This is a genomic window from Mycobacterium sp. 48b, assembly GCF_048282725.1.
GTDB lineage: Bacteria > Actinomycetota > Actinomycetes > Mycobacteriales > Mycobacteriaceae > Mycobacterium.
This window is the reverse complement of sequence record NZ_JBLVUL010000001.1, coordinates 4,276,163-4,294,505: the sequence shown is the minus strand read 5'-3', so window position 1 is coordinate 4,294,505 and position 18,343 is coordinate 4,276,163. Positions and strand designations below refer to the sequence as shown.

The window sequence follows — 18,343 nt, the reverse complement described above, 5'->3', positions numbered from 1 at the left end:
CGGTGATCGAACCCCCGGCCGACTGACTGGACAATACGTCCGCCGTGGTTACCTCTGGCTTTATTTGCAGAGCACCCCTACAGAATCCACCGCTGTGCTCAGTGGTGCCCGTATCGGCGACCGTGGTGGCTGTCGTAACCTCCGCCCCCGAACAAGGAGCCGAGGAAGCCGCCCTGCTGATAGGGCTGCGGTGGGTACTGCTGAGGTGGTGGATACTGCTGCGGCGGCGGTGCCGACGGAGCCGGCGGTTGGGCAGCAGCGGCATAGAACTTCGATTCGGCCTGCGCGAGAACTTCAAGCTCGCCCCGGTCGAGAAATATTCCGCCGCATCCGGTGCACTGGTCGATCTCCACCCCGAACCGTTGCACCGCCAACATCTGTGAGCTGCATTTCGGACAGAGCACTGCTGCTCCGCCGCCTCCGGAAGGCACTGAACTCGATGACTGTGTCATCTTCGGCCCCCTTCTGTATCGGTTGTCATCAACACCGTCAGTCTATGCGCGCGTACGCATTTGCGCCGCGACCCACCGAATCGACTTTCCCGAGCGGGCCGGCGGATAACCGAGCGCGGGGGCACTCCTGCGGTCACCTGCAGGTGACGATGTGACGATGAAGGCCGGTTCAACGCGTTCTGGGGGGTTGCGTTGGCGCCCATTGATTTCAGCGCTCTCGGTGGATCACGTTTGGTCGCCAATTTCGGCGGGGCCGGACACATTTCTGCCTTCAACCCCGGGCGACGGCAACTGTCATCGACCTGCCTACGGCTTGTCCGCCGGCAACCCGATCCAGCCGCTCTACGTCGGTCCGCGACGAACTGCGCCTGCACGTTCGTCGACGATCGTCACCGGCGACGCGGAGTTTTCTTACTGCGTGAGCCCTGTTCGTTGTGCAAGCCAAGGTAATTCACGCATCAAGGCGGTGGAGAACACTTGCCAGTCATGACCGCCGGGCACTTCGCGGTACGTGGTATCCATGCCAGCAGCCCGGGTGGCGTCGTAGACGGCGCGGACTTCTGCCTTGGTGTCACGGTCATCGGCGCCGACCACCACCGCTCCTGCGCTGTCGGGGTAGCGGCGCGCACGCAGCAAATCCAACGGGTTGATGCGTTGGAACGCTGCCTTATCGCCGCCGAATGCTTCGGCGATGGTCTGAGACTGATCGCCCAAGCTGGGCTCAGGGCCCCCGGATATGTCGAGGAAGGTGGGGTAGACGTCAGGGTAATTTGTGGCGAGCTGAAGCGCGCAGGTTCCTCCGTAGGAGGCGCCGCCGACGGCCCACGCTTGCGGTTCTTGATCGACAGCAAGATTGGCCTTGATCCAGGCCGGGACGTCGCGGGCGATGTAACTGGCGGCGTTGCCGAGCCGCGAATCCAAACACAGAGGGTTACCGAAAGGGCTCCCGGTGCCATCGACGACGACTACCACCGGCGCCAGACCGCGGTGGGCTCGCGCGAACTCATCCAAAATCTGGACGAGTTTGCCGCCGCGCAGCCAGTCCTGCGGTGATCCGGGCTGTCCTGGTACCAGAATCAGCACTGGCAGTTGGGGGCGGGGATCGGCGAAAAAGGCTGGTGGAAAGTAGAGTTCGGCATTGCGCGCAGGAAAGCCCGACAGCGACCCCGGGATCGGCGCTGAAGACAGTTTGCCCCCGCGCGGTAACCCGGGTGGAGGTGACCAGCGCATCGCGAGCGGGCCGACGTCGGCCAACAGTCGCGGTGGACGCTTCACGACTTCGGGCAGCGCGACATAGCTGAAGCGCCGGGCCCCCACCGCATCGGCCAGCGTGGGATAGGCAGCGAATATCACATTGACTTGATTGGCACAGGCCAAGACGACGACCGCCGCGGCGGCGGCAGACCACAGCATACGACGCATGCCCGGGGCGAGGAACCCACCAACTGCCACGACCGTCACAGCGAACACCGACACCCCAGCCCACACGTATATCAGCGGTTGCAGGCGGTCGGGAAACAGCTTCCACTCGTTGCGTGCCAGGTCGGCGACGATGATCGTGGTGACCACAGCCACCAGCGCGCACGCAGCCAACATCACCGCCTTGGTACGCCCGCGGCGGGGCGCCATGACCATGAGAGCCAATAGCAGTGCGGCGGCTCCGATTCCGGCCAAACGCAGCAGGACCGGGAGCGGACCGGACAGCAATGCCCAGCTCAGCACCTCGCTACACCGTTGAGTCGCAGGTCGTTTGTGCCGTTGGCGAGTTCTGGGTGATGTGCGCGGGCATCGACGGGCATCGGCTCAACCATGTGCAGGCAGTGCCGATGGAACGCCGGGCGCTCCGAACAGATCCGGGGTAGCTCGGTGAAGTAGCGCCGTGGCAGCGCCACGGCAAGCGCATCAATCCGCAGCGGGAGCACCAGGTTGAGTTCTCCGACTGGGGGCGCTTCGGCTACCAAGACAACCTCCGTAATGATCGATCGCAGGCCGCGCGGTATCGGGGACGAACGCCTCTTGCACCGGTCCGGCACTGGCAAATCTGTGCCGCCAACTGGCCAGATAACAACTGTACTTCATACGTACTGCCGTACTACGTAGTTGCGGGGATCGGCGGCCAGACAATGACATCGGCCTTGCGCCGCTCACGACGGCGCAAGGAACATCGCGACACCGGCCGGCCGTTGAGTGTCGAAGCCCTCGACTGCGGGCATGGAAGCTGCGCGTCGGCGGCGACCACCCGCGCGCGAGGCATTCGTCGATGGGGCGCAGGGCCGAAGCATGCGGCCCATTACCTTTCGGAATTGCGTTCCACTCCCGTGTGTTGACGATCCGCGTATGTGCGAGCATTCGGCCTCGGCGTGAGCCCCGTGTGCGGGCTTCATTTAGGCGGCGCCGGCAAGTGATTTGACCTGGGTGGGGGTCACCTGCAGGACGCCGGCGCTGGCGATGTCGTAGAACAGGCCGATGACGTTGACCCGCCGAGCCAAGGGATGGGACTGCAGGGTCTGCACCTGTACGGCGATGTTGACCATCGACAGCTGATCCACCGTTCCGAAGCCGGCTTCGGCCGCGGACTGCGCGACCGGGTGATTACCTTCGTCGAAAGCCGTGATCGACGGATCACCATGGGCCAGCCAGGATTCCAGATGCTTGGCACCGGCGTCGGTCTTGCCCAGCATCGCGGTCATCGCGCCGCAGCTGGAGTGTCCGCACACCACGATCGAGGAGACATCGAGCTTGTCCACGGCGAACTCGATGGCCGCCTCGATCGAGGGGTCGGTCTGGCCGGCCGGGATCATGTTGCCGATGTTGCGCACCGTGAACAGGTCGCCCGGGCCGCTGCTGGTGATGACGTTGGGCACCACCCGCGAGTCGGCGCAAGTCAGGAACAGCGTCTCGGGGCGCTGGGCATGGGCGAGTTCCTGCATGTGCGGGCGCAGCACCGGGGCGGTGCGCCGGTGGTAGGCGGCCAGGCCGTGCAGCACCGAAGCCGTCTCTTCGCGCTGCCACGAGCTCCACGGCACCACGCCGGAGCGTTTGTCGAACGGGGTGAAGCCGCGCATCGGCGGGCCGGCGACGGCGCTGCCCATCTCGACTACACCCACGTCGTGGATGTCGACGGCGCCGCCGGTGGCCACGTGCTGGCGCTTCCACGCTTCGATGGTCTCGTGGGCGGCGTGGTCGATGAAGTCCACCGACAGTTCCACGGTCACCGCGGTGCCGGTCGGCACCTGCGCCAGTGCGCTCGTCAGGCGGGGCAGGGACAGGAACGTGGCCGAGCCCTCGATGGCGACGCGCCAGGTGTCCTCGCCGGTGGACTCGGAGACGATGTTGGTGCGCACCACACGCCACACGGTCAGGGCGACCGCCAGCGCCAGGCCGATCAGCACGCCTTCGAGCAGGTTGAGGAACACCACACCCGCTACTGTCACCGCGTACACAGCGAGATCGCCGGTACGCCAAGCGGTTTCAATGTGCGCGCGTTTGACCAGCTGGCAGCCGATGACGATCAGCAGGCCGGCCAGGGCGGCGGTGGGGATCATCTGGGCCAGGCCGGCGAACGGCACGGCGAAGATCAGAATCCACACCCCGTGCAGGATGGCCGACGCCCGGGTGCGGGCGCCGGCGGCGACGTTGGTGGAGCTGCGCACGATCACACCGGTAACGGGCAGCCCGCCGATGGCACCCGAAACCATGTTGGCGGTGCCCTGGCCGATCATCTCGCGGTCGAAGTTGGTACGCGGGCCGGTGTGCAGGCGGTCCACCGACACCGCCGACAGCAGGCTCTCGACGCTGGCGATCAGTGCGACGGTGAGCACACCGGCGGCGAAGCCGCCCCAGTTGCCCTGGGGCAGGGAGGGCAGGGACAGTGCGTCGATCAGGGAGCCGTTGATCTGGATGCGGGTGACGTCACCGAAGGCCGGCAGCAGCGACAGCGCGGTGACGCCGACGATGGCCACCAGCGGACCGGGCACCTTCTTCACCGCTTTGGGCGCCCAGCGGCAGGCCACCAGGATGGCGATCACCAGGCCGCCCAGAACGACGCCGTGGCCGTGGGCGTTGATCAGCTTTCCGGGCAGTGCGGTGACGTTGGCCCAGGCCGAGCTGTTGGAGCTGCCGCCGAGCAGCACGTGGATCTGCTGCAGGGCGATGGTGATGCCGATGCCGGCCAGCATCGCGTGCACGACGACGGGGGAGATGGCCAGCGCGGCGCGTGCCACCTTGCTCAGTCCGAACAGCACCTGCAGGATGCCCGCGCAGACGGTGATGGCGCAGGTGACCTTCCAGCCGAACTGCGAGATCAGGCCGGCGACCACCACGGTCAGCCCGGCCGCGGGTCCGCTGACCTGCAGCGGCGATCCGCCCAGAATGCCGACGAGGATGCCGCCGACGATGGCGGCGATGATGCCGGCCAGCACCGGAGCGCCCGACGCCACGGCGATACCCAGCGACAACGGCAGGGCGACAAGGAACACCACCAGTGAGGCGGGCAGGTCGTATCGCAAGATGGCCCGGGCCCGTTCGGCGAGTTGGGTAGTTTGCTGCATTGCGCGCCTCCGTGCTGGAGTTGATGATTGTGCGTACCCGCCTCATTGCGGGTACGCACAAAAGTTGTTGACGCCGTTGTCGGTGGACAACTTCGAAAGGCGTTGGAGCGCAGCGCAACCCGGGCCTGTTTCTGGACCCGTTGGAACTCGGCAACACCCAATTGCTAAGGGCGAGGGTATTTATCGCCCAGGGCAGGTGCAAGGAAATGCGTGGCATGCATAGAGAACCCAAATATTTGGGGGATGCGCAGAACGCTGAATATGCCTGATAGGAGAGTGAAATGGCGGCATCCAAACCCATCACCAGCATTACGCGGTTCATTCCATTGGTCGAAACCGTCGGGTTTGCAACAATTTTCACATGAATCACCAAACTATTTCCCAGGCAGCAGGGTCGCGGTGGCTGATATATACAGCGTTTCCTTAGAGCTCGATATGAACTCCGTGACTCGGGTCTATGCGCCCCGCACAATGGAAGTATGACGGCGATGTCGGTTCCTCCCCGTGCCCAGCAACCCCGCCAGGCCATCCTCGGACAGCTGCCGAAAATCCACCGCACCGATGGATCCCCAATCCGGGTCTTGCTGGTCGATGATGAGCCGGCGCTGACCAACCTGGTCAAGATGGCCCTGCACTATGAGGGCTGGGAAGTCGATGTGGCGCACAACGGCCACGACGCGGTAGCCAAGTTCGACGAGATCGAACCCGACGTCTTGGTGCTCGACATCATGCTGCCCGACATCGACGGCCTGCAGATCCTGCGGCGGGTCCGGGAGGCCGACGGCTATACGCCCACGCTGTTTTTGACCGCCAGGGATTCGGTGCTGGACCGGGTATCGGGGCTGACCGCCGGTGCCGATGACTACATGACCAAACCGTTCAGCCTCGAGGAGTTGGTGGCCCGGCTGCGCGGGCTGCTGCGCCGCTCCAGCCACACCACGCCGGTCTCCGATGAAACCCTGGAGGTCGGCGATTTGGTGCTCGACGGGGCCAGCCGCGAGGTCACCCGGGCCGGTGAGCCGATCAACCTCACCGTCACCGAGTTCGAACTGTTGCGCTACCTGATGCGTAACCCGCGCCGGGCGCTGAGCCGCGCCGAGATCCTGGACCGGGTGTGGAATTACGGGTTCGGCGGGAAGTCCAGCATCGTCGACCTCTACATCTCCTACCTGCGCAAAAAGGTCGATACCGACCGCGAGCCGATGATCCACACCGTGCGCGGCGTCGGCTACATGCTCAGATGATCGCGTGGGATTGCGATTGCCAAACCTGTGCGGAAGTCTATCGCTAGCCCACCCCGATCCTGAGCGCTGGCTCACATCCGACACCGCCATCTACGCAGGTTGTACGTAAGTTGTTGTCCGGCGGGCGCGCAAAGCGCTGCGCGCTGAATTCGTCATGTCGGCGCCGGGTGCGCTTTCACCGGTCACGGCTGTGGGGCGAGATGTCGTGCCTTCGGGGGTTTCGAGCAAGGGCGCTCACCACCTACTAGCGAAGTGCGTAGTTGTACCTCACCAGTGCAGAACGTGGGTGAGGTGATGTTCGGGGTTCTGCGGCGACGGCGCAGCAGCGTGTGGGGTGGGGCCAGCGATGGTGCAAGGCACGGCGAGCCGCTAGCCTCACAGCAACGGCGTCTTGCCGGCACGGCACGAGGGGATGGGAGTGGTCGTTCTGGGCCAGCAGCGAGGATTTGGCGACTTGGAGGCTGTTGTCATGGACACGGTGTGGTCCTACGCCGAACCGGTAACAGTGCGTGACGTATTCGACGAGTTATCGCAGCAGCGCGATATCGCTTACACGACGGTGATGTCCACCATGGATAACTTGCACCGCAAACGTTGGTTGAAACGCGAGCGGGTGGGCAGGGCCTACAGCTACTGGCCGGCGATGACGCGTGAGGAACGTTCGGCCGACCTCATGCGGGAGGCGTTGCACACCGGTGGAGACGCCGACCTTGTTCTGAACTTCTTTCTCACCAAGATCAACGACGAAGAGTCTGCCCAGATTCGCGCTGCTTTGCGCAAAGCGGCGCGTCGACGTCCACCGTCATGAACGCCGCCTTCTGCCTCTTGCTGTACGGCGCGGTGTTGACCTGGCAGGGTCCTCCCGTACTCAACCGGCTGACCCGCAGTGGCCGCAGTCCACGGCTGTCGGTGACGGTGTGGTTAACGGTGATTGGCCTCGCCGTGGGGGTGTGGCTTGCGGCAGGGTTCACCGTGTTGCGCGAACTTGCCTCAGTCCATCCCGCCGGACGGGTGAGGTACTGCCTGGACATGCTTCTGGCGCTCAACCATGTGGGATGGGCAGGTCATGTGGCCTTGGTGGTGGTCGGCGCGGCGGCGCTGGCCACCTCAGCGATCGTGGCGCGGCGTGTGATCGGGACGCTACGACAGTTCTGCAGGCGCAGCCGCGAACATGCTGATGCGGCGCGCATTGCCGGTTTGGCCACAGACGACCCCAGGGTGGTGGTCCTACTGACCGACGAGCCCACTGCGTACTGCGTGGCAGGCCGACCGCACACCATTGTGGTCACCTCCGGCGCCGTCCAGACTCTTGACGACGACGAATTGGCCGCGCTGCTCGCCCATGAGCAGGCCCACGTAGCGGGTCGCCACACCGAGTTGCTCATGCTGCTGCGGGCGTTGGCGACTGCGATGCCACGCCTTCCCTTGTTTTCGGCGTCGGTACACGCGGTCGGCGCGTTAGTTGAGATGCGCGCCGACGACTCCGCCGCGCGGCGCCACGGGCGCGAGCCGCTGTTGAGCGGGCTGGCCCGGCTGGCCGGGCATTCCCCAGTAGTAGCGGGTGTCACGCTGGGGGCCGCCGCCACCGCCGTGACCGCTCGCGCCGTTCGCTTGAGCACACCCGTCGGATGGATGTCGCAATTCGTCCACCGCCTGGCGCTGTCGGGGACGTTGACGATGATCACTGGCGCACCTGTTGTGATCACGTTGCTCTGCCATCGTTGAACCACCCTATGACCGTGCGGGGTAGCCCCGCACGGTCAGTCGTCGTGGTGCTGTGCGGTTCTGCGCTCTCGGTGGCGGCAAAGGGCAGTGAGACCGTGCACGCCCGGTCACCGCGCCCTATTGCGGGATCACCTAACGAAGTAGATGGTGGCGAACAGGGCTATCCACACAATGTCGACGAAATGCCAGTAGTAGGACACCACAATGGCAGCGGTTGCCTGCGCCGGGGTGAACTTGCTCATCTTTGTGCGGGCGAGCAACAAGATGAAGGCGACCAGGCCGCCAATCACATGCAGGCCATGGAATCCGGTCGTGATGTAGAACACCGAACCGTAGGCGCTGCTGGCCATCGTGGTGCCCTCGTCGACCAGATTGAGATATTCGTAGCCCTGGCCGAGCACGAAAAACAATCCCATCACGAATGTCACGACATACCAGCGGCGCAGCCCGAAGACGTCACCTCGTTCAGCGGCGAATACGCCCATCTGGCAGGTGAACGACGAGGCGATGAGAACCAGGGTGACCGGGACGGCCAGCGCGAGGTTCAGCTCGGTAGGAGGTGGTGGCCAATTTTCACCTGCCTGGGCGCGGGCGGTGAAGTACATCGCGAACAGGCCCGCAAAGAACATCAACTCACTGGACAACCATACGATGGTGCCCACCGCCACCATGTTGGGGCGATTCAGTGAATGCACGCGCGCAGTGATCGCGGTTGGAGAGGTCATGGCATCCCTTTGATTCCGGGCGAGCGATCGCGGATCTACGCTTCAGGATAGTACTATCTAAAATAGTAGATTCGCGGTGCCTGCGACGGGTTACTGTGGGTCACAAGGCAATCTAGAACGGTATGTGGTGCTCGTGCCCGGCTGGAACGCATTGTCGCGCCGACATCCGAGTGCTGGCATGGGCCTGTGTGAGCGTGGTCGGATCGGGTCCGTTGATGCCAGCAATTCCCGGGAAGGCTTCGTGGTTTCTGGAAGTTGACCCGCGTTGGTTCTTCGAGTGTTGACCCACCTATGCGCCTGAGCATTATCGGTGCTGGCTGAGTCAGTGGCGATGTTCTGTGGCGGGGGAGTCCTGGTTGTGGCGGTGTTGCTCGGCGGGGTTGTCGTTGTCGGCGGGGTAAGCGTGGATCACCGGGAGCATCCTCGATGGCTTTGAGTCTCAAACCGCACGCCAGCATCGCCGATGATGACGATCGCGGGTTGGTCCGACATCCCTACCTGTATGAATCATTGACCGACATCGCGTTTCTCGGCCGCCGCGCCCAAATCTGGGGTGAGCTGGTGATCGCCAGCGGCGCGGGGCCCGGCGCTGATGTTCTCGATGTGGTTTGCGGCACCGGCTATTTCACCCACCGCCTCGCCGAGGGTGTTGTTCCCGGGGGCGCCTGGCCCACATTGCGCCGACCACGCAGTGGGCGGCGCGAGGATCGGATCCATGAGCTCACGACGAACCCTGGAAATGCCCTCTTTGTCGAGGACCTCAATCCGCAAATCGCTGGTGCGGAAACGAAACGTCTAATGTGCTGCGGTTGCGAAAGCGCGCGCCTTCTGCGGGATACGCACCCGGTAGTCAGCCTGATGGTCCCTGCTTGCCGCGGTGGGCACCAGCCCTGTGTAAGAGGCGTTTTCAATGCTGACGCCGTAACGTCAATCCTTCTCCAGGCTCTGGATTTCATCTCTGGCAGCCGACAGGTCTGCGACGAGACTCTCGATGTCGGTCACCTTCAGATCTATATGGTCAGCATGAAGGTGAGCCACTCGCTCAACGCGCCCGTCGGCGAACTGGAACCCAACAATCTCCACGGCCGCACGCTCACCACGGCGAGTGCCTCGGAAGAATCGGAAGCGGTCGTCCGCCGGCCCTTCCCAGGCATCGACGTGGACAGCTCCCTCGGGAGGGCCAATAGAGCCATTCTGGGCGGTCATGGGGCGAAGCCTACGCCTTCGCACTTCTGTGCGTCTGCCACTCAAAGCCCGTGCAAGCTAGGCAATCGACTCCGAAAAGCATCCTGGCGCTAGATAATTGAGTTCCTCGGGTCGGCACTGCGGCGGATAACTGCGCCATCTGAGCCCTGTCGCAAACAAAACCAAATGGACGACCGCTACAGCCCGCCGCCGCGGACACTTCCTTCCGCTGTGACCATACGCATGCAAGGATACGCATATGACGCTACGGGCGGTGCAACCGGCAGCCCGAATCGGCAGCGTGGCCGGTGCCGGGAGGTTTCGGCGATGAGCTCGGCTACTACGGTGGATGGGCAGGGGAGCAAACCGGTGTCAACGGTCCTGGCCGCTGCGGCGTTCACCGCGGCGATACTCGGGCTCGGATATCTGGCATTCGGTCTGCTCACTATGCTGGTCTTCACCGCCGGGTTCGTGGGCGGGCTGCTGCTGTGGCTCCTGGTGCCATCGCGCGGGTCCTGGGCCGATATCAAGGTGCCGTACTGGGTCGCCCTGCTGCTATTCGCGCTGCACCGCGTCGAGGAGAACCGGATGGGGTTCTTCCGGTTCCTGGCCGAAGTAACAGGGTTGCCGACACCGGAACTGTCGTCGCCTCCGCTCGTGCTGCTGCTGGCCCTTTCGGTCGGCGCATGGCTAGTGGTGCCATTCCTGATGGCACGCGGCTTGCGGTTCGGGCGTTACTTGGCGTGGACGTTCTTTGCTTCCATGGGTGTCACCGAGCTGGCGCACTTCCTTGTGTTCCCCTGGTTCAGCGATGTTGCCTGGCACTACGTTCCAGGGATGTGGACAGTGATAGCGCTGGCCCCTGTCGCCTGGTTTGGCATGTGGCGGCTGGCCCGCGGCGCCAACGTGAAACCTATTCTCAGCGGCCCCGAACAGACGACCGCGACGCCCTCGTCACCGACAGAATGAACTACGCCACGTTCTTGCCTGCCTGAGCAGCGCGGTTCGAGAACACACATGAGCGACGAGGGCCGGGACACCTACGGGTGGTCTGCTGGCATGCGTTGAGCCTGGTGCCAGGGCAGACCAACAATCGTTCACGCCAGAGGTACATCGGAGGGTTGTCATCCAACTCGGTTTTGGGTGCTGAGCGAGGAGATCGGCACGCGTCGGATCGGTGGCGTTGGGGATTCCGCGATCGCTGGATTCGGTGAGTGCGGCACTGCCGGTGATGAATTCGGTCATGTGCGGCTTGTTGGGTGATGGTGTCCAGGTCGGGCTTGCCGCCGCATTGCAGGTCAGCTTATGGGATTTTGCGGGCGACAACGCGTTCGACGAGCCCAAGGGTGAACCGCTCCACGCGGTCGGCGTCGAGGTCGCTGGCCGACCGAATGTGGTTGAGCGGGCGGCGCAGGAAATGTTCGCCGCCTAGGGGAACAGTGAACAGTTCCAGAAACCGCTGTACGGCCCGCACGGGGGCCGCACTGCTGCGGATGTGGTCGACCAGGATGAGCTGGCCACCTGGGCGCAGTACCCGGGCCATTTCGGCGAGCGCTTGGGTGTGGTCGGGGATGGCGCACAGCCCGAAGGTGCAGACCACGGTGTCAAAGCTGGCGTCGTCGAACGGCAGGTGGTGGGCGTCGGCCCGTTGCAGGGTGGCGGTGCGCCCGAGGTCGGCGGCGCGCTGGCGGGCGAGATCGAGCATCTGCTCGCTCCAGTCGATCCCTGTCAGCGTGACGTCATTGCGGTAGAAGGACAAGTTGAGTCCGGTGCCGATCGCTACTTCCAGAACGTCGCCGGCGGCCTGCTTACAGACCCAGTCGCGGGAATCGCCGAATAGGTGGCGGTCGAAGAATCCGATCTCGCGGTCGTAGGTGCGGGATTTCTTGTCCCAGTACCGGTTCCAGCGGGCGGTGTGATCATCTGATGTTGCCATGGGCTCACCTCGCGTCACCGGCCAGACGATCAGGCACGTCCGATGTGGGGAACAAACCGGCCGACAGTCTCACAGTAGTCGCGGTAGGCCTGGCCGTGAGTGGCGGTCAGGTAGGGCTCTTCGACCACGCGGACCTGCAGTTCGATCGTGACCGCCAGCGCCCCGAACGCGGCCAACGCAAGTGGATTGGGGGTCATGAGGGTGATGCCGGCGGCGAAGGTCAGCATTGCGGTAAAGATCGGGTTGCGCGCCAGGCTGAACACGCCGTGGCGTACCAACGGTGTGGTCTCACTGGGGTCGACGCCGATGCGCCACGACGCACCCATGTCGCGTTGGGCGTAGAGGGTCGCACCGATCCCCGCGACCGCCAGGACCGTGCCGGTTGTCTGGATCCACGGCACCTCCAGGGTACCGACCGGGTCGAGGATGCCGAGTAGTTGCAGCAGGGGCGCGGCGAGGCCCGCGAGGATGGCGGCGATGAACCCTGCCCCGGCCAACCATTCCAGTGAGCCGGGGCGGCCGTTGATCCCGCGGAATCCGGTCGAACCGGTGTGACGGTACTGGGTCCAGCTGCGCCAGCCGAACCCCAACAGGGCGAAGACCAAGTAAAGGGCGAGCGCGGTGATAGGCATCGGGGTGAGTCCTCCTGTCCGGGTGCAGAGCTGGCCGAGTGCTGACGGTGTGCTTTCGGTACGGGCGGTCCTATTCGGCGAGCGCCTTGTCGAGTGCTGCGGTCACGTCCTCGTAGCTTCGGGGCTGGAAACGAGTGCCGTTGAGGAAAAATGTCGGGGTGCCCTGCACGCCCAATGCTCGACCATCGGCCACATCGAGCCGGACGCGCTCCAGTGTCGCCGGATCGGCGTAGGCCGCGTCGAAGGCGGCCATGTCCAGGCCGAGTTCTGCGGCAAATCCACGGAAGACATTGTCGGCCGGGGTCTGCTTCTCACCCCATTGCGCCTGGGTGTCATACATTTTCTTGTACATCGCCTCGAATTGGCCCTGCTGGGCGGCAGCTTCCACCGCCCGCGCGGCCCGCTCGGCGTTGACGTGTGCCTGTAGTGGGAAGTAGCGGATCACGAAGTTCACCCGGTCTCCGTATTCGCCCCGCAGCTGTTCGATCACCGGGTAGAGCGCACGGCAGCCCTCGCATTCGAAGTCGAGAAACTCCACGAACGTCACGTCGCTGCCCGCCACCGTGTTCAGCCGGCGGCTGTTCTCGCGCACCACCTGCCCGACGGCCTCGCTGGTCTCTGGCCGCTGCGCGGTGGTCGGCCCGCGATCACGCGCCGACAGGTAGACCAGAACGCCGATCGCCAGGGCGGCGATGACAAACGCGGTGAGCAAAATACGCCTGGAACGGGCCATGCAGACGTCCTTCCTTAGACATATCAACATACATTAGGATGTGAGTATGGACGAGCAATCGGTAGATGCCTGCGACCTGCTGTGCCTGGACCTGCCGCACGCCGAGGCGATCCGCACCGCCCTCCCAGGCCTGGAGCGGGTCGAACCCGCCGCCGCCGCCGCTCGCGCCCTGGGCGACCCCACACGCCTCACGATCGCCGCGGCCCTGCATGACGGTGAGGAGATGTGTGTCTGCGACATGGCCTGGGTGGTCGGGGCCCCGCAAAACCTGGTGTCCCATCACCTGCGTCAACTCAAGGTCGCCGACATGGTGGTCTCGCGCCGCAACGGACGCCTGGTGATGTACCGGCTGACTGAGCGCGGCCGTGCCTTGACCGCCGCGGTGCTCGGAACTTCTGTGCGCACGGAGGCTGACCGTGTCTGACGCATGCTGCGGACCCCAGGACGACACCGAGCCGCAGGCTGGTCCCGAGAAACTGTGGCAGGTCCGCGAACTGCAACTGGCCGCGCTGTCGGCAGTGTTGCTGCTGGCCGGCTGGCTGGTCGCCCGAGCGGGATACGAATCCTGGTCGCTGGCTATCGAATTGGTCGCCGTCCTGGCGGCCGCGTCGACGTTCGTTCCCGACGCGCTGCGCAACCTGCGGCACGGCCGCATCGGTGTGGGCACGCTGATGACGATCGCCGCGGTCGGGGCGGTCGCGCTCGGCCAGATCGCCGAAGCCGCGTTGCTGGGCATCCTGTTCTCCATCGCCGAGGGGCTCGAACACTACGCGGTCACCCGCACCCGCCGCGGCCTGCGTGCCCTGTTGTCGCTGGTGCCACCCAAAGTCACCGTCATCCGGGGTGGCCGTGAAATCACCTTGTCACCACAGGATCTGGTGATCGGCGAAGTGATGGTGGTGCGGCCCGGGGAACGCGCCGCCACCGACGGCACCGTCACCTCGGGCCGCACCAGCCTCGACCTGTCGGCGATCACCGGTGAGTCGGTCCCGGTCGAGGCCGGTCCCGGCAGCGATGTGCACGCCGGAGCGATCAACGGCGGCGGTGCCATCGAAGTCGCGGTCAGTGCACTGGCCGCCGACAGTTCCCTGGCCCGCATCGTGCATATCGTCGAGGAAGCCCAGGAACGCAAAGGCGCCGGGCAACGCCTGGCCGATCGGATCGCGCGACCCCTCGTACCGGCGATCGTGGTGCTTGCCGCGGCGATCGCCGGTCTCGGTGCGCTACTTGGGGATCCGATGCTCTGGCTGCAACGCGCCCTGGTGGTGCTGGTCGCAGCCTCCCCGTGCGCGTTGGCGATCGCGGTGCCGCTGACGGTGGTCGCGGCCATCGGCGCCGCCAGCCGCCAAGGTGCCCTGGTCAAAGGCGGGGCCGCGGTCGAAGAACTCGGCCGCATCAAGGTCATCGCCCTGGACAAGACCGGCACCCTCACCCGCAACAAACCACAAGTCGTCGCAACAATCACGGTTGACGGCATCACCGAGACGGAGGCGCTGCGCACGGCTGCCGCCCTGGAGGCCCGAAGCGAACATCCACTCGCGCAAGCGATCTTGGCCGCCGCCGACGACGCGACCCCCGCCAGCGAGGTGACCGCGATCCCTGGTCACGGAATCCAGGGCCACCTCGACGGTGCCACCATCCGCCTCGGCAAGCCCAGCTGGATCCCACCCGGCCCACTTACCGACGAGGTCGCACGCCTGCAAGGTCAGGGCGCCACCGTCGTCGTTCTCGAACACGACGGCCATGTCGTCGCCGCCATCGCCGTCCGCGATGAACTTCGTCCCGAAGCCTCTGAGGCCGTGCAGCTTTTGGACCGGATCGGGATCCGGGTGGCGATGCTCACCGGCGACAACCAGCGCACCGCCGACGCCCTGGCAGCCCAAGCCGGCATCACCACCGTGCACGCCGAGCTACTGCCCGAAGACAAGGCCCGGCTACTGCCCGAGTTAGCGGCCGGCAAACCGATCGCCATGGTCGGCGACGGCGTCAACGACGCCCCCGCGCTGGCCACCGCCGACATTGGAATCGCCATGGGCGCCATGGGAACCGACGTCGCCATCGAAACCGCCGACGTCGCACTCATGGGGGAAGACCTGCGCCACCTCCCCCAAGTCCTTGCCCACTCCCGGCACGCCCGAAAAATCATGGTGCAGAACATCGGATTCTCGCTGGCCATCATCGGAGCCCTGATTCCGCTGGCTGCCTTCGGGGTACTCGGCCTGGCCACCGTCGTGTTCATCCACGAATTCGCCGAAGTCCTGGTCATCCTCAACGCCATCCGCGCCGCACGCACCCAACCCCTACCCGGCCTGACCGCCTCACCGGTGACAAACACGACCGCACACCACCTCGACATCGGCGCCCCGCCACCGGCTACCGATGCATGCTGCGGAAGCCCTATTGGTCCCAGGCCAGCAGCCCAGCTCCTGACCCTGGACACCGTGGGGGATCAACCCGGCGATGCGGGTAGCTGCGACTGCTGTGACGACACAGAAGCTGACCCTCCCGCTGGACCGCCCGCAGCGGTAAGCCTGTAAGCCTGTAAGCCTGTAAGCCTGTACCAGCTAGTCATCGGTTCCCCGGTCCCGCAATATCTGCCACCAACGTATAGAGGTAGTTTTGCGCTGCGGCGGTTCGTGTTTCATTTCCCGCTGCGGTGACGTAACGCTGAGACGTGGTCATTGATTCGTGGCCGAGTAGCTTCATCAACGTGTAGACGCTGATGTTCGCGCTAGCCAGTTCAGTAGCGTAGGTGTGCCGCAATCCATGCACCATGGCCCCAGGGACCGGCTGGGCATCGGGGCCTGCAAGCTTGAACGCACGCTTAATACGAGACTGCACCGTGCCACGCGTGATCCGCTCGCCGTCACGCCCAACAAACAGAGGTGAACGAGCCGGCCACCGAGACAGACCCAGCGTGGGGGATGCGCGACGTTTGACGGCATCGGGGAATCGGGTCGCTCTACTGTCGAGATAGGCTTCAATGACTCTCAGCAAGTCGGCCTCAACCGGTACCGCCCGATCCTTGCCGCCCTTGCCTCTCACCTGGATGATCCCCGCACCGTCCTTGGCAGTGCGCACATCGCCGATGTCAGCCTGGCGCATTTCCTCCGCGCGCAAGCCCGCCAACAGAGCCGTGAGAATGATCGCCAGATCCCTTTCAGCCCAATCAGTTTGACGTGGCGAGCCCACATCCTCTGCGACAGCGTGTAGTAATGCGCCGACCGCAGCGCGGGGGAGCGCCTTGGGCAGCGACCGTGCGAGTTTCGGTCTACCGACCAACGCCATTGGGTTCGCGGTCAGCAGTTCAGAAGTGAACAGGAATGTGCACAGCACATTCCACGTGGACCAGCATCGCCGGATCGAAGCGGCTTCATGGTCGCGCGCATAGGCGGCGAACGCGGCCCGCATCGAGTCCTTCGTTATGTCAGATATGGCGAGTCGAGCGGGATCGCCGCCGGTGGCCAGCGATGCTATGGCTACAAAGTCCTGGCGGTACGCCTTCATCGTGTGTGCGGACGGTTTGCGGGTCTGCCGATCATTGAGGAACTCGACAAACCAGACCGGCAGCGCATCGGCAGATGCCTCAGTCGTCGCTACAGGGACAGGCGAGGCAGGCGGGGGTCCGTGGCTGACGACCATGTGTCAACGCTGACGCAAGAAAGATGGATAATCAATCTTATCCATCAAATGTGCCAATAATGCAGTGCGGCAGTAACTTTCCCGAGATATCGGAAGTGGGGAAGTGTCACAGTGACGGAAGTGGCTGCAGGCTCCCAAAAGCGCGATCACAGATCCGAAGCCCGGTTGATCCGGTAGATTCTGTGCGCGTAGTCGTCGATATGGAGTTCCCGTACAGTCGTGGCCGCGTAGCCCTCCAGCGTGATCCGGAGATGTTCGTGACGCAAGGCCTGCTCGACCAATTCGGACCGGTTGAGCCCAGCCGCTTGAGCGTCTACATCTGCCGCAGCTAGCACGTCCCGATCCAACGTGATCCACACCTGGGCCTTTCCCACACCGGTCATCTTACTGAATCCTTAACCAACCAAAAGTGGATGTCTGTCTCCGACATAGACTGTCGGAGTGAGTCGCGAGAGCGCCGACGATGAACCCGACAGCTTGACCGTCCTGGCCGAGCTCCTGCACGGCAGCGATCTGTCAGCCGCCCAGAAGCGCGCGGTGCACGACGCCATCGTCAGCAGCGTGCTCGAAGGTGCAACACCTGATCGCAAGTCGATGCTCCGACTCATCGAGTTCGCCGCCGGACGTATCACGTTCGACCAATGCAAAACGCAAGTACTCCAGACGCGCATCTCGAACCTCAACCACGAGCTCACGCAGGCCGACGCCGACTATGCGGCCGGCAACACCATCGCCGGTGAGGATCTGCGCAAGCACTACGGACTCCGCTGATCCCCATCTAGCCCCATTAGGTCCGGAATCCAATGGCTGAGAAGGTTCCCTTCGACATCCAGCCAACAAGGCCAAAAAGTAGAGATTCCTCTCATGCCGACTGCGAAGCGCGCTCCAGCGTCGGGTTCTCGCGATAGAGCAAAGCAATAGCGCCGAGGTTGAGCAGCGTGCCGGCCAGTACGGCTGCGCCACGGCGTTTTCCTTTGATCCCAGCCTCCTTGGTTAGCATCAGCGTCTGGGTTGCGGTCGGTCCAATTAGGGTGACGGCTGAGATTACGCCTGGAGAGTATTCACGCCAGCGTAAGGTCGTTGCGGCGTGGAAGATAGCGTTGGCGAGCATTCCTGCCGCCGTTGAGGTCGCCAACCAGTTGCCCAGCTCGCTCCGCGGATTCCGCGCAGGCATTAGCCCGGCGGCCGTGATCGCCGGCAACAACGTAGTTGCATGCGAAACGATGAAGAACCGGGTACTGAAGGTGCCACCGAAGTGCCGTGACGCCCAATCGGGAAAGCGCGGCAACTCTTCAGCGACATGGATCCAGATCGCCACGGTAAGTCCCAGGTATCGCCAGTTCCGGATCGCCATTCCACCATCCTGACCCCATTCGCATTCGCACTCAACTGTGATTGGGCGTCACTTCTTGCGGTCAACGCACCGAGCGGTCGACGCCCCCGGCGATCACGCAGCCGGGCGACTCTCGCCCCCAGTCCGCAACGTTTGACAATTGCCGAGACCCCGCCAGCCCATTCC

General features: G+C 64.3%; 19 protein-coding genes. 8 read left to right on the top strand and 11 right to left on the bottom strand.

The genetic code is table 11. The features are described from left to right. Positions 1-98: 98 nt before the first annotated feature. The 4 genes from ACNQR1_RS21220 to ACNQR1_RS21205 all read right to left on the bottom strand — a co-directional run bounded on the left by ACNQR1_RS21220 (position 99) and on the right by ACNQR1_RS21205 (position 5,002). Complete coding sequence (locus ACNQR1_RS21220) at positions 99-452, bottom strand: zf-TFIIB domain-containing protein (protein ID WP_074416698.1); 354 nt, start codon at positions 450-452, stop codon at positions 99-101. A gap of 411 nt (positions 453-863) precedes the next feature. Then, positions 864-2,087, bottom strand: a complete 1,224-nt coding sequence (locus ACNQR1_RS21215; RefSeq protein ID WP_080989476.1) for an alpha/beta hydrolase — start codon at positions 2,085-2,087, stop codon at positions 864-866. A gap of 80 nt (positions 2,088-2,167) precedes the next feature. Continuing rightward, positions 2,168-2,413 carry a hypothetical protein gene (locus tag ACNQR1_RS21210; RefSeq protein ID WP_019348712.1) on the bottom strand — a complete coding sequence of 82 codons (246 nt, stop codon included), beginning with the start codon at positions 2,411-2,413 and terminating at the stop codon, positions 2,168-2,170. A gap of 423 nt (positions 2,414-2,836) precedes the next feature. Continuing rightward, positions 2,837-5,002, bottom strand: a complete 2,166-nt coding sequence (locus ACNQR1_RS21205) for a SulP family inorganic anion transporter (RefSeq protein WP_418047741.1) — start codon at positions 5,000-5,002, stop codon at positions 2,837-2,839. Positions 5,003-5,481: 479 nt separating this feature from the next. Here ACNQR1_RS21205 and ACNQR1_RS21200 point away from each other — a divergent pair, with 479 nt between their 5' ends. The 3 genes from ACNQR1_RS21200 (at position 5,482) to ACNQR1_RS21190 (ending at position 7,971) form a co-directional block, all read left to right on the top strand. Next, on the top strand, positions 5,482-6,246 hold the full coding sequence (locus tag ACNQR1_RS21200; protein WP_047041111.1) for a response regulator transcription factor: 765 nt from the start codon (positions 5,482-5,484) through the stop codon (positions 6,244-6,246). Positions 6,247-6,658: 412 nt separating this feature from the next. After that, entirely contained in the window at positions 6,659-7,054 is a 396-nt protein-coding gene (locus ACNQR1_RS21195; RefSeq protein WP_043370820.1) for a BlaI/MecI/CopY family transcriptional regulator, read from the top strand. Further along, complete coding sequence (locus tag ACNQR1_RS21190) at positions 7,051-7,971, top strand: M56 family metallopeptidase (protein WP_019348596.1); 921 nt, start codon at positions 7,051-7,053, stop codon at positions 7,969-7,971. The genes ACNQR1_RS21195 and ACNQR1_RS21190 overlap by 4 nt, the downstream gene beginning before the upstream one ends. A gap of 128 nt (positions 7,972-8,099) precedes the next feature. On the opposite strand, the gene ACNQR1_RS21185 is transcribed toward ACNQR1_RS21190, so the two are convergent. After that, positions 8,100-8,696 (bottom strand): cytochrome c oxidase subunit 3, encoded by a 597-nt coding sequence (locus tag ACNQR1_RS21185; protein ID WP_019348597.1) that lies wholly within the window; start codon positions 8,694-8,696, stop codon positions 8,100-8,102. 426 nt (positions 8,697-9,122) lie between these two features. On the opposite strand from ACNQR1_RS21185, the gene ACNQR1_RS21180 reads away from it, so the two are divergent. Continuing rightward, positions 9,123-9,995, top strand: a complete 873-nt coding sequence (locus ACNQR1_RS21180) for a hypothetical protein (RefSeq protein WP_131722456.1) — start codon at positions 9,123-9,125, stop codon at positions 9,993-9,995. Between the two features lie 213 nt (positions 9,996-10,208). Further along, a complete protein-coding gene (locus ACNQR1_RS21175; protein WP_048895639.1) occupies positions 10,209-10,850 on the top strand; it encodes a hypothetical protein in 642 nt (213 codons plus the stop codon). A gap of 334 nt (positions 10,851-11,184) precedes the next feature. On the opposite strand, the gene ACNQR1_RS21170 is transcribed toward ACNQR1_RS21175, so the two are convergent. The 3 genes from ACNQR1_RS21170 to ACNQR1_RS21160 form a co-directional block, all read right to left on the bottom strand. Next, positions 11,185-11,817: a class I SAM-dependent methyltransferase gene (locus ACNQR1_RS21170; RefSeq protein ID WP_019343365.1), complete on the bottom strand. Its 633-nt coding sequence runs from the start codon at positions 11,815-11,817 to the stop codon at positions 11,185-11,187. Positions 11,818-11,846: 29 nt separating this feature from the next. Continuing rightward, positions 11,847-12,449 (bottom strand): methyltransferase family protein, encoded by a 603-nt coding sequence (locus ACNQR1_RS21165; protein ID WP_019343366.1) that lies wholly within the window; start codon positions 12,447-12,449, stop codon positions 11,847-11,849. Between the two features lie 70 nt (positions 12,450-12,519). After that, positions 12,520-13,182 carry a DsbA family protein gene (locus ACNQR1_RS21160; protein ID WP_019343367.1) on the bottom strand — a complete coding sequence of 221 codons (663 nt, stop codon included), beginning with the start codon at positions 13,180-13,182 and terminating at the stop codon, positions 12,520-12,522. 46 nt (positions 13,183-13,228) lie between these two features. Between ACNQR1_RS21160 and ACNQR1_RS21155 the strand changes: the two genes are divergently transcribed. Together ACNQR1_RS21155 and ACNQR1_RS21150 are read left to right on the top strand one after the other, a co-directional pair. Next, positions 13,229-13,606 (top strand): ArsR/SmtB family transcription factor, encoded by a 378-nt coding sequence (locus ACNQR1_RS21155; RefSeq protein ID WP_019343368.1) that lies wholly within the window; start codon positions 13,229-13,231, stop codon positions 13,604-13,606. After that, positions 13,599-15,719, top strand: coding sequence for a heavy metal translocating P-type ATPase (locus ACNQR1_RS21150; RefSeq protein ID WP_047039792.1), 2,121 nt, complete (start codon positions 13,599-13,601; stop codon positions 15,717-15,719). Before ACNQR1_RS21155 ends, ACNQR1_RS21150 begins: the two co-directional genes overlap by 8 nt. Before the next feature lie 31 nt (positions 15,720-15,750). Here ACNQR1_RS21150 and ACNQR1_RS21145 read toward each other — a convergent pair whose 3' ends face one another. After that, complete coding sequence (locus ACNQR1_RS21145; RefSeq protein WP_019344579.1) at positions 15,751-16,824, bottom strand: tyrosine-type recombinase/integrase; 1,074 nt, start codon at positions 16,822-16,824, stop codon at positions 15,751-15,753. 146 nt (positions 16,825-16,970) lie between these two features. After that, the gene (locus ACNQR1_RS21140; protein ID WP_019344578.1) at positions 16,971-17,207 is read right to left on the bottom strand and encodes a ribbon-helix-helix protein, CopG family; all 237 of its coding nucleotides are present in this window, start codon (positions 17,205-17,207) and stop codon (positions 16,971-16,973) included. 58 nt (positions 17,208-17,265) lie between these two features. Between ACNQR1_RS21140 and ACNQR1_RS21135 the strand changes: the two genes are divergently transcribed. Further along, entirely contained in the window at positions 17,266-17,595 is a 330-nt protein-coding gene (locus tag ACNQR1_RS21135; protein WP_019344577.1) for a hypothetical protein, read from the top strand. A gap of 91 nt (positions 17,596-17,686) precedes the next feature. Here ACNQR1_RS21135 and ACNQR1_RS21130 read toward each other — a convergent pair whose 3' ends face one another. Next, entirely contained in the window at positions 17,687-18,178 is a 492-nt protein-coding gene (locus ACNQR1_RS21130) for an HXXEE domain-containing protein (RefSeq protein ID WP_019344576.1), read from the bottom strand. Positions 18,179-18,343: the final 165 nt, after the last annotated feature.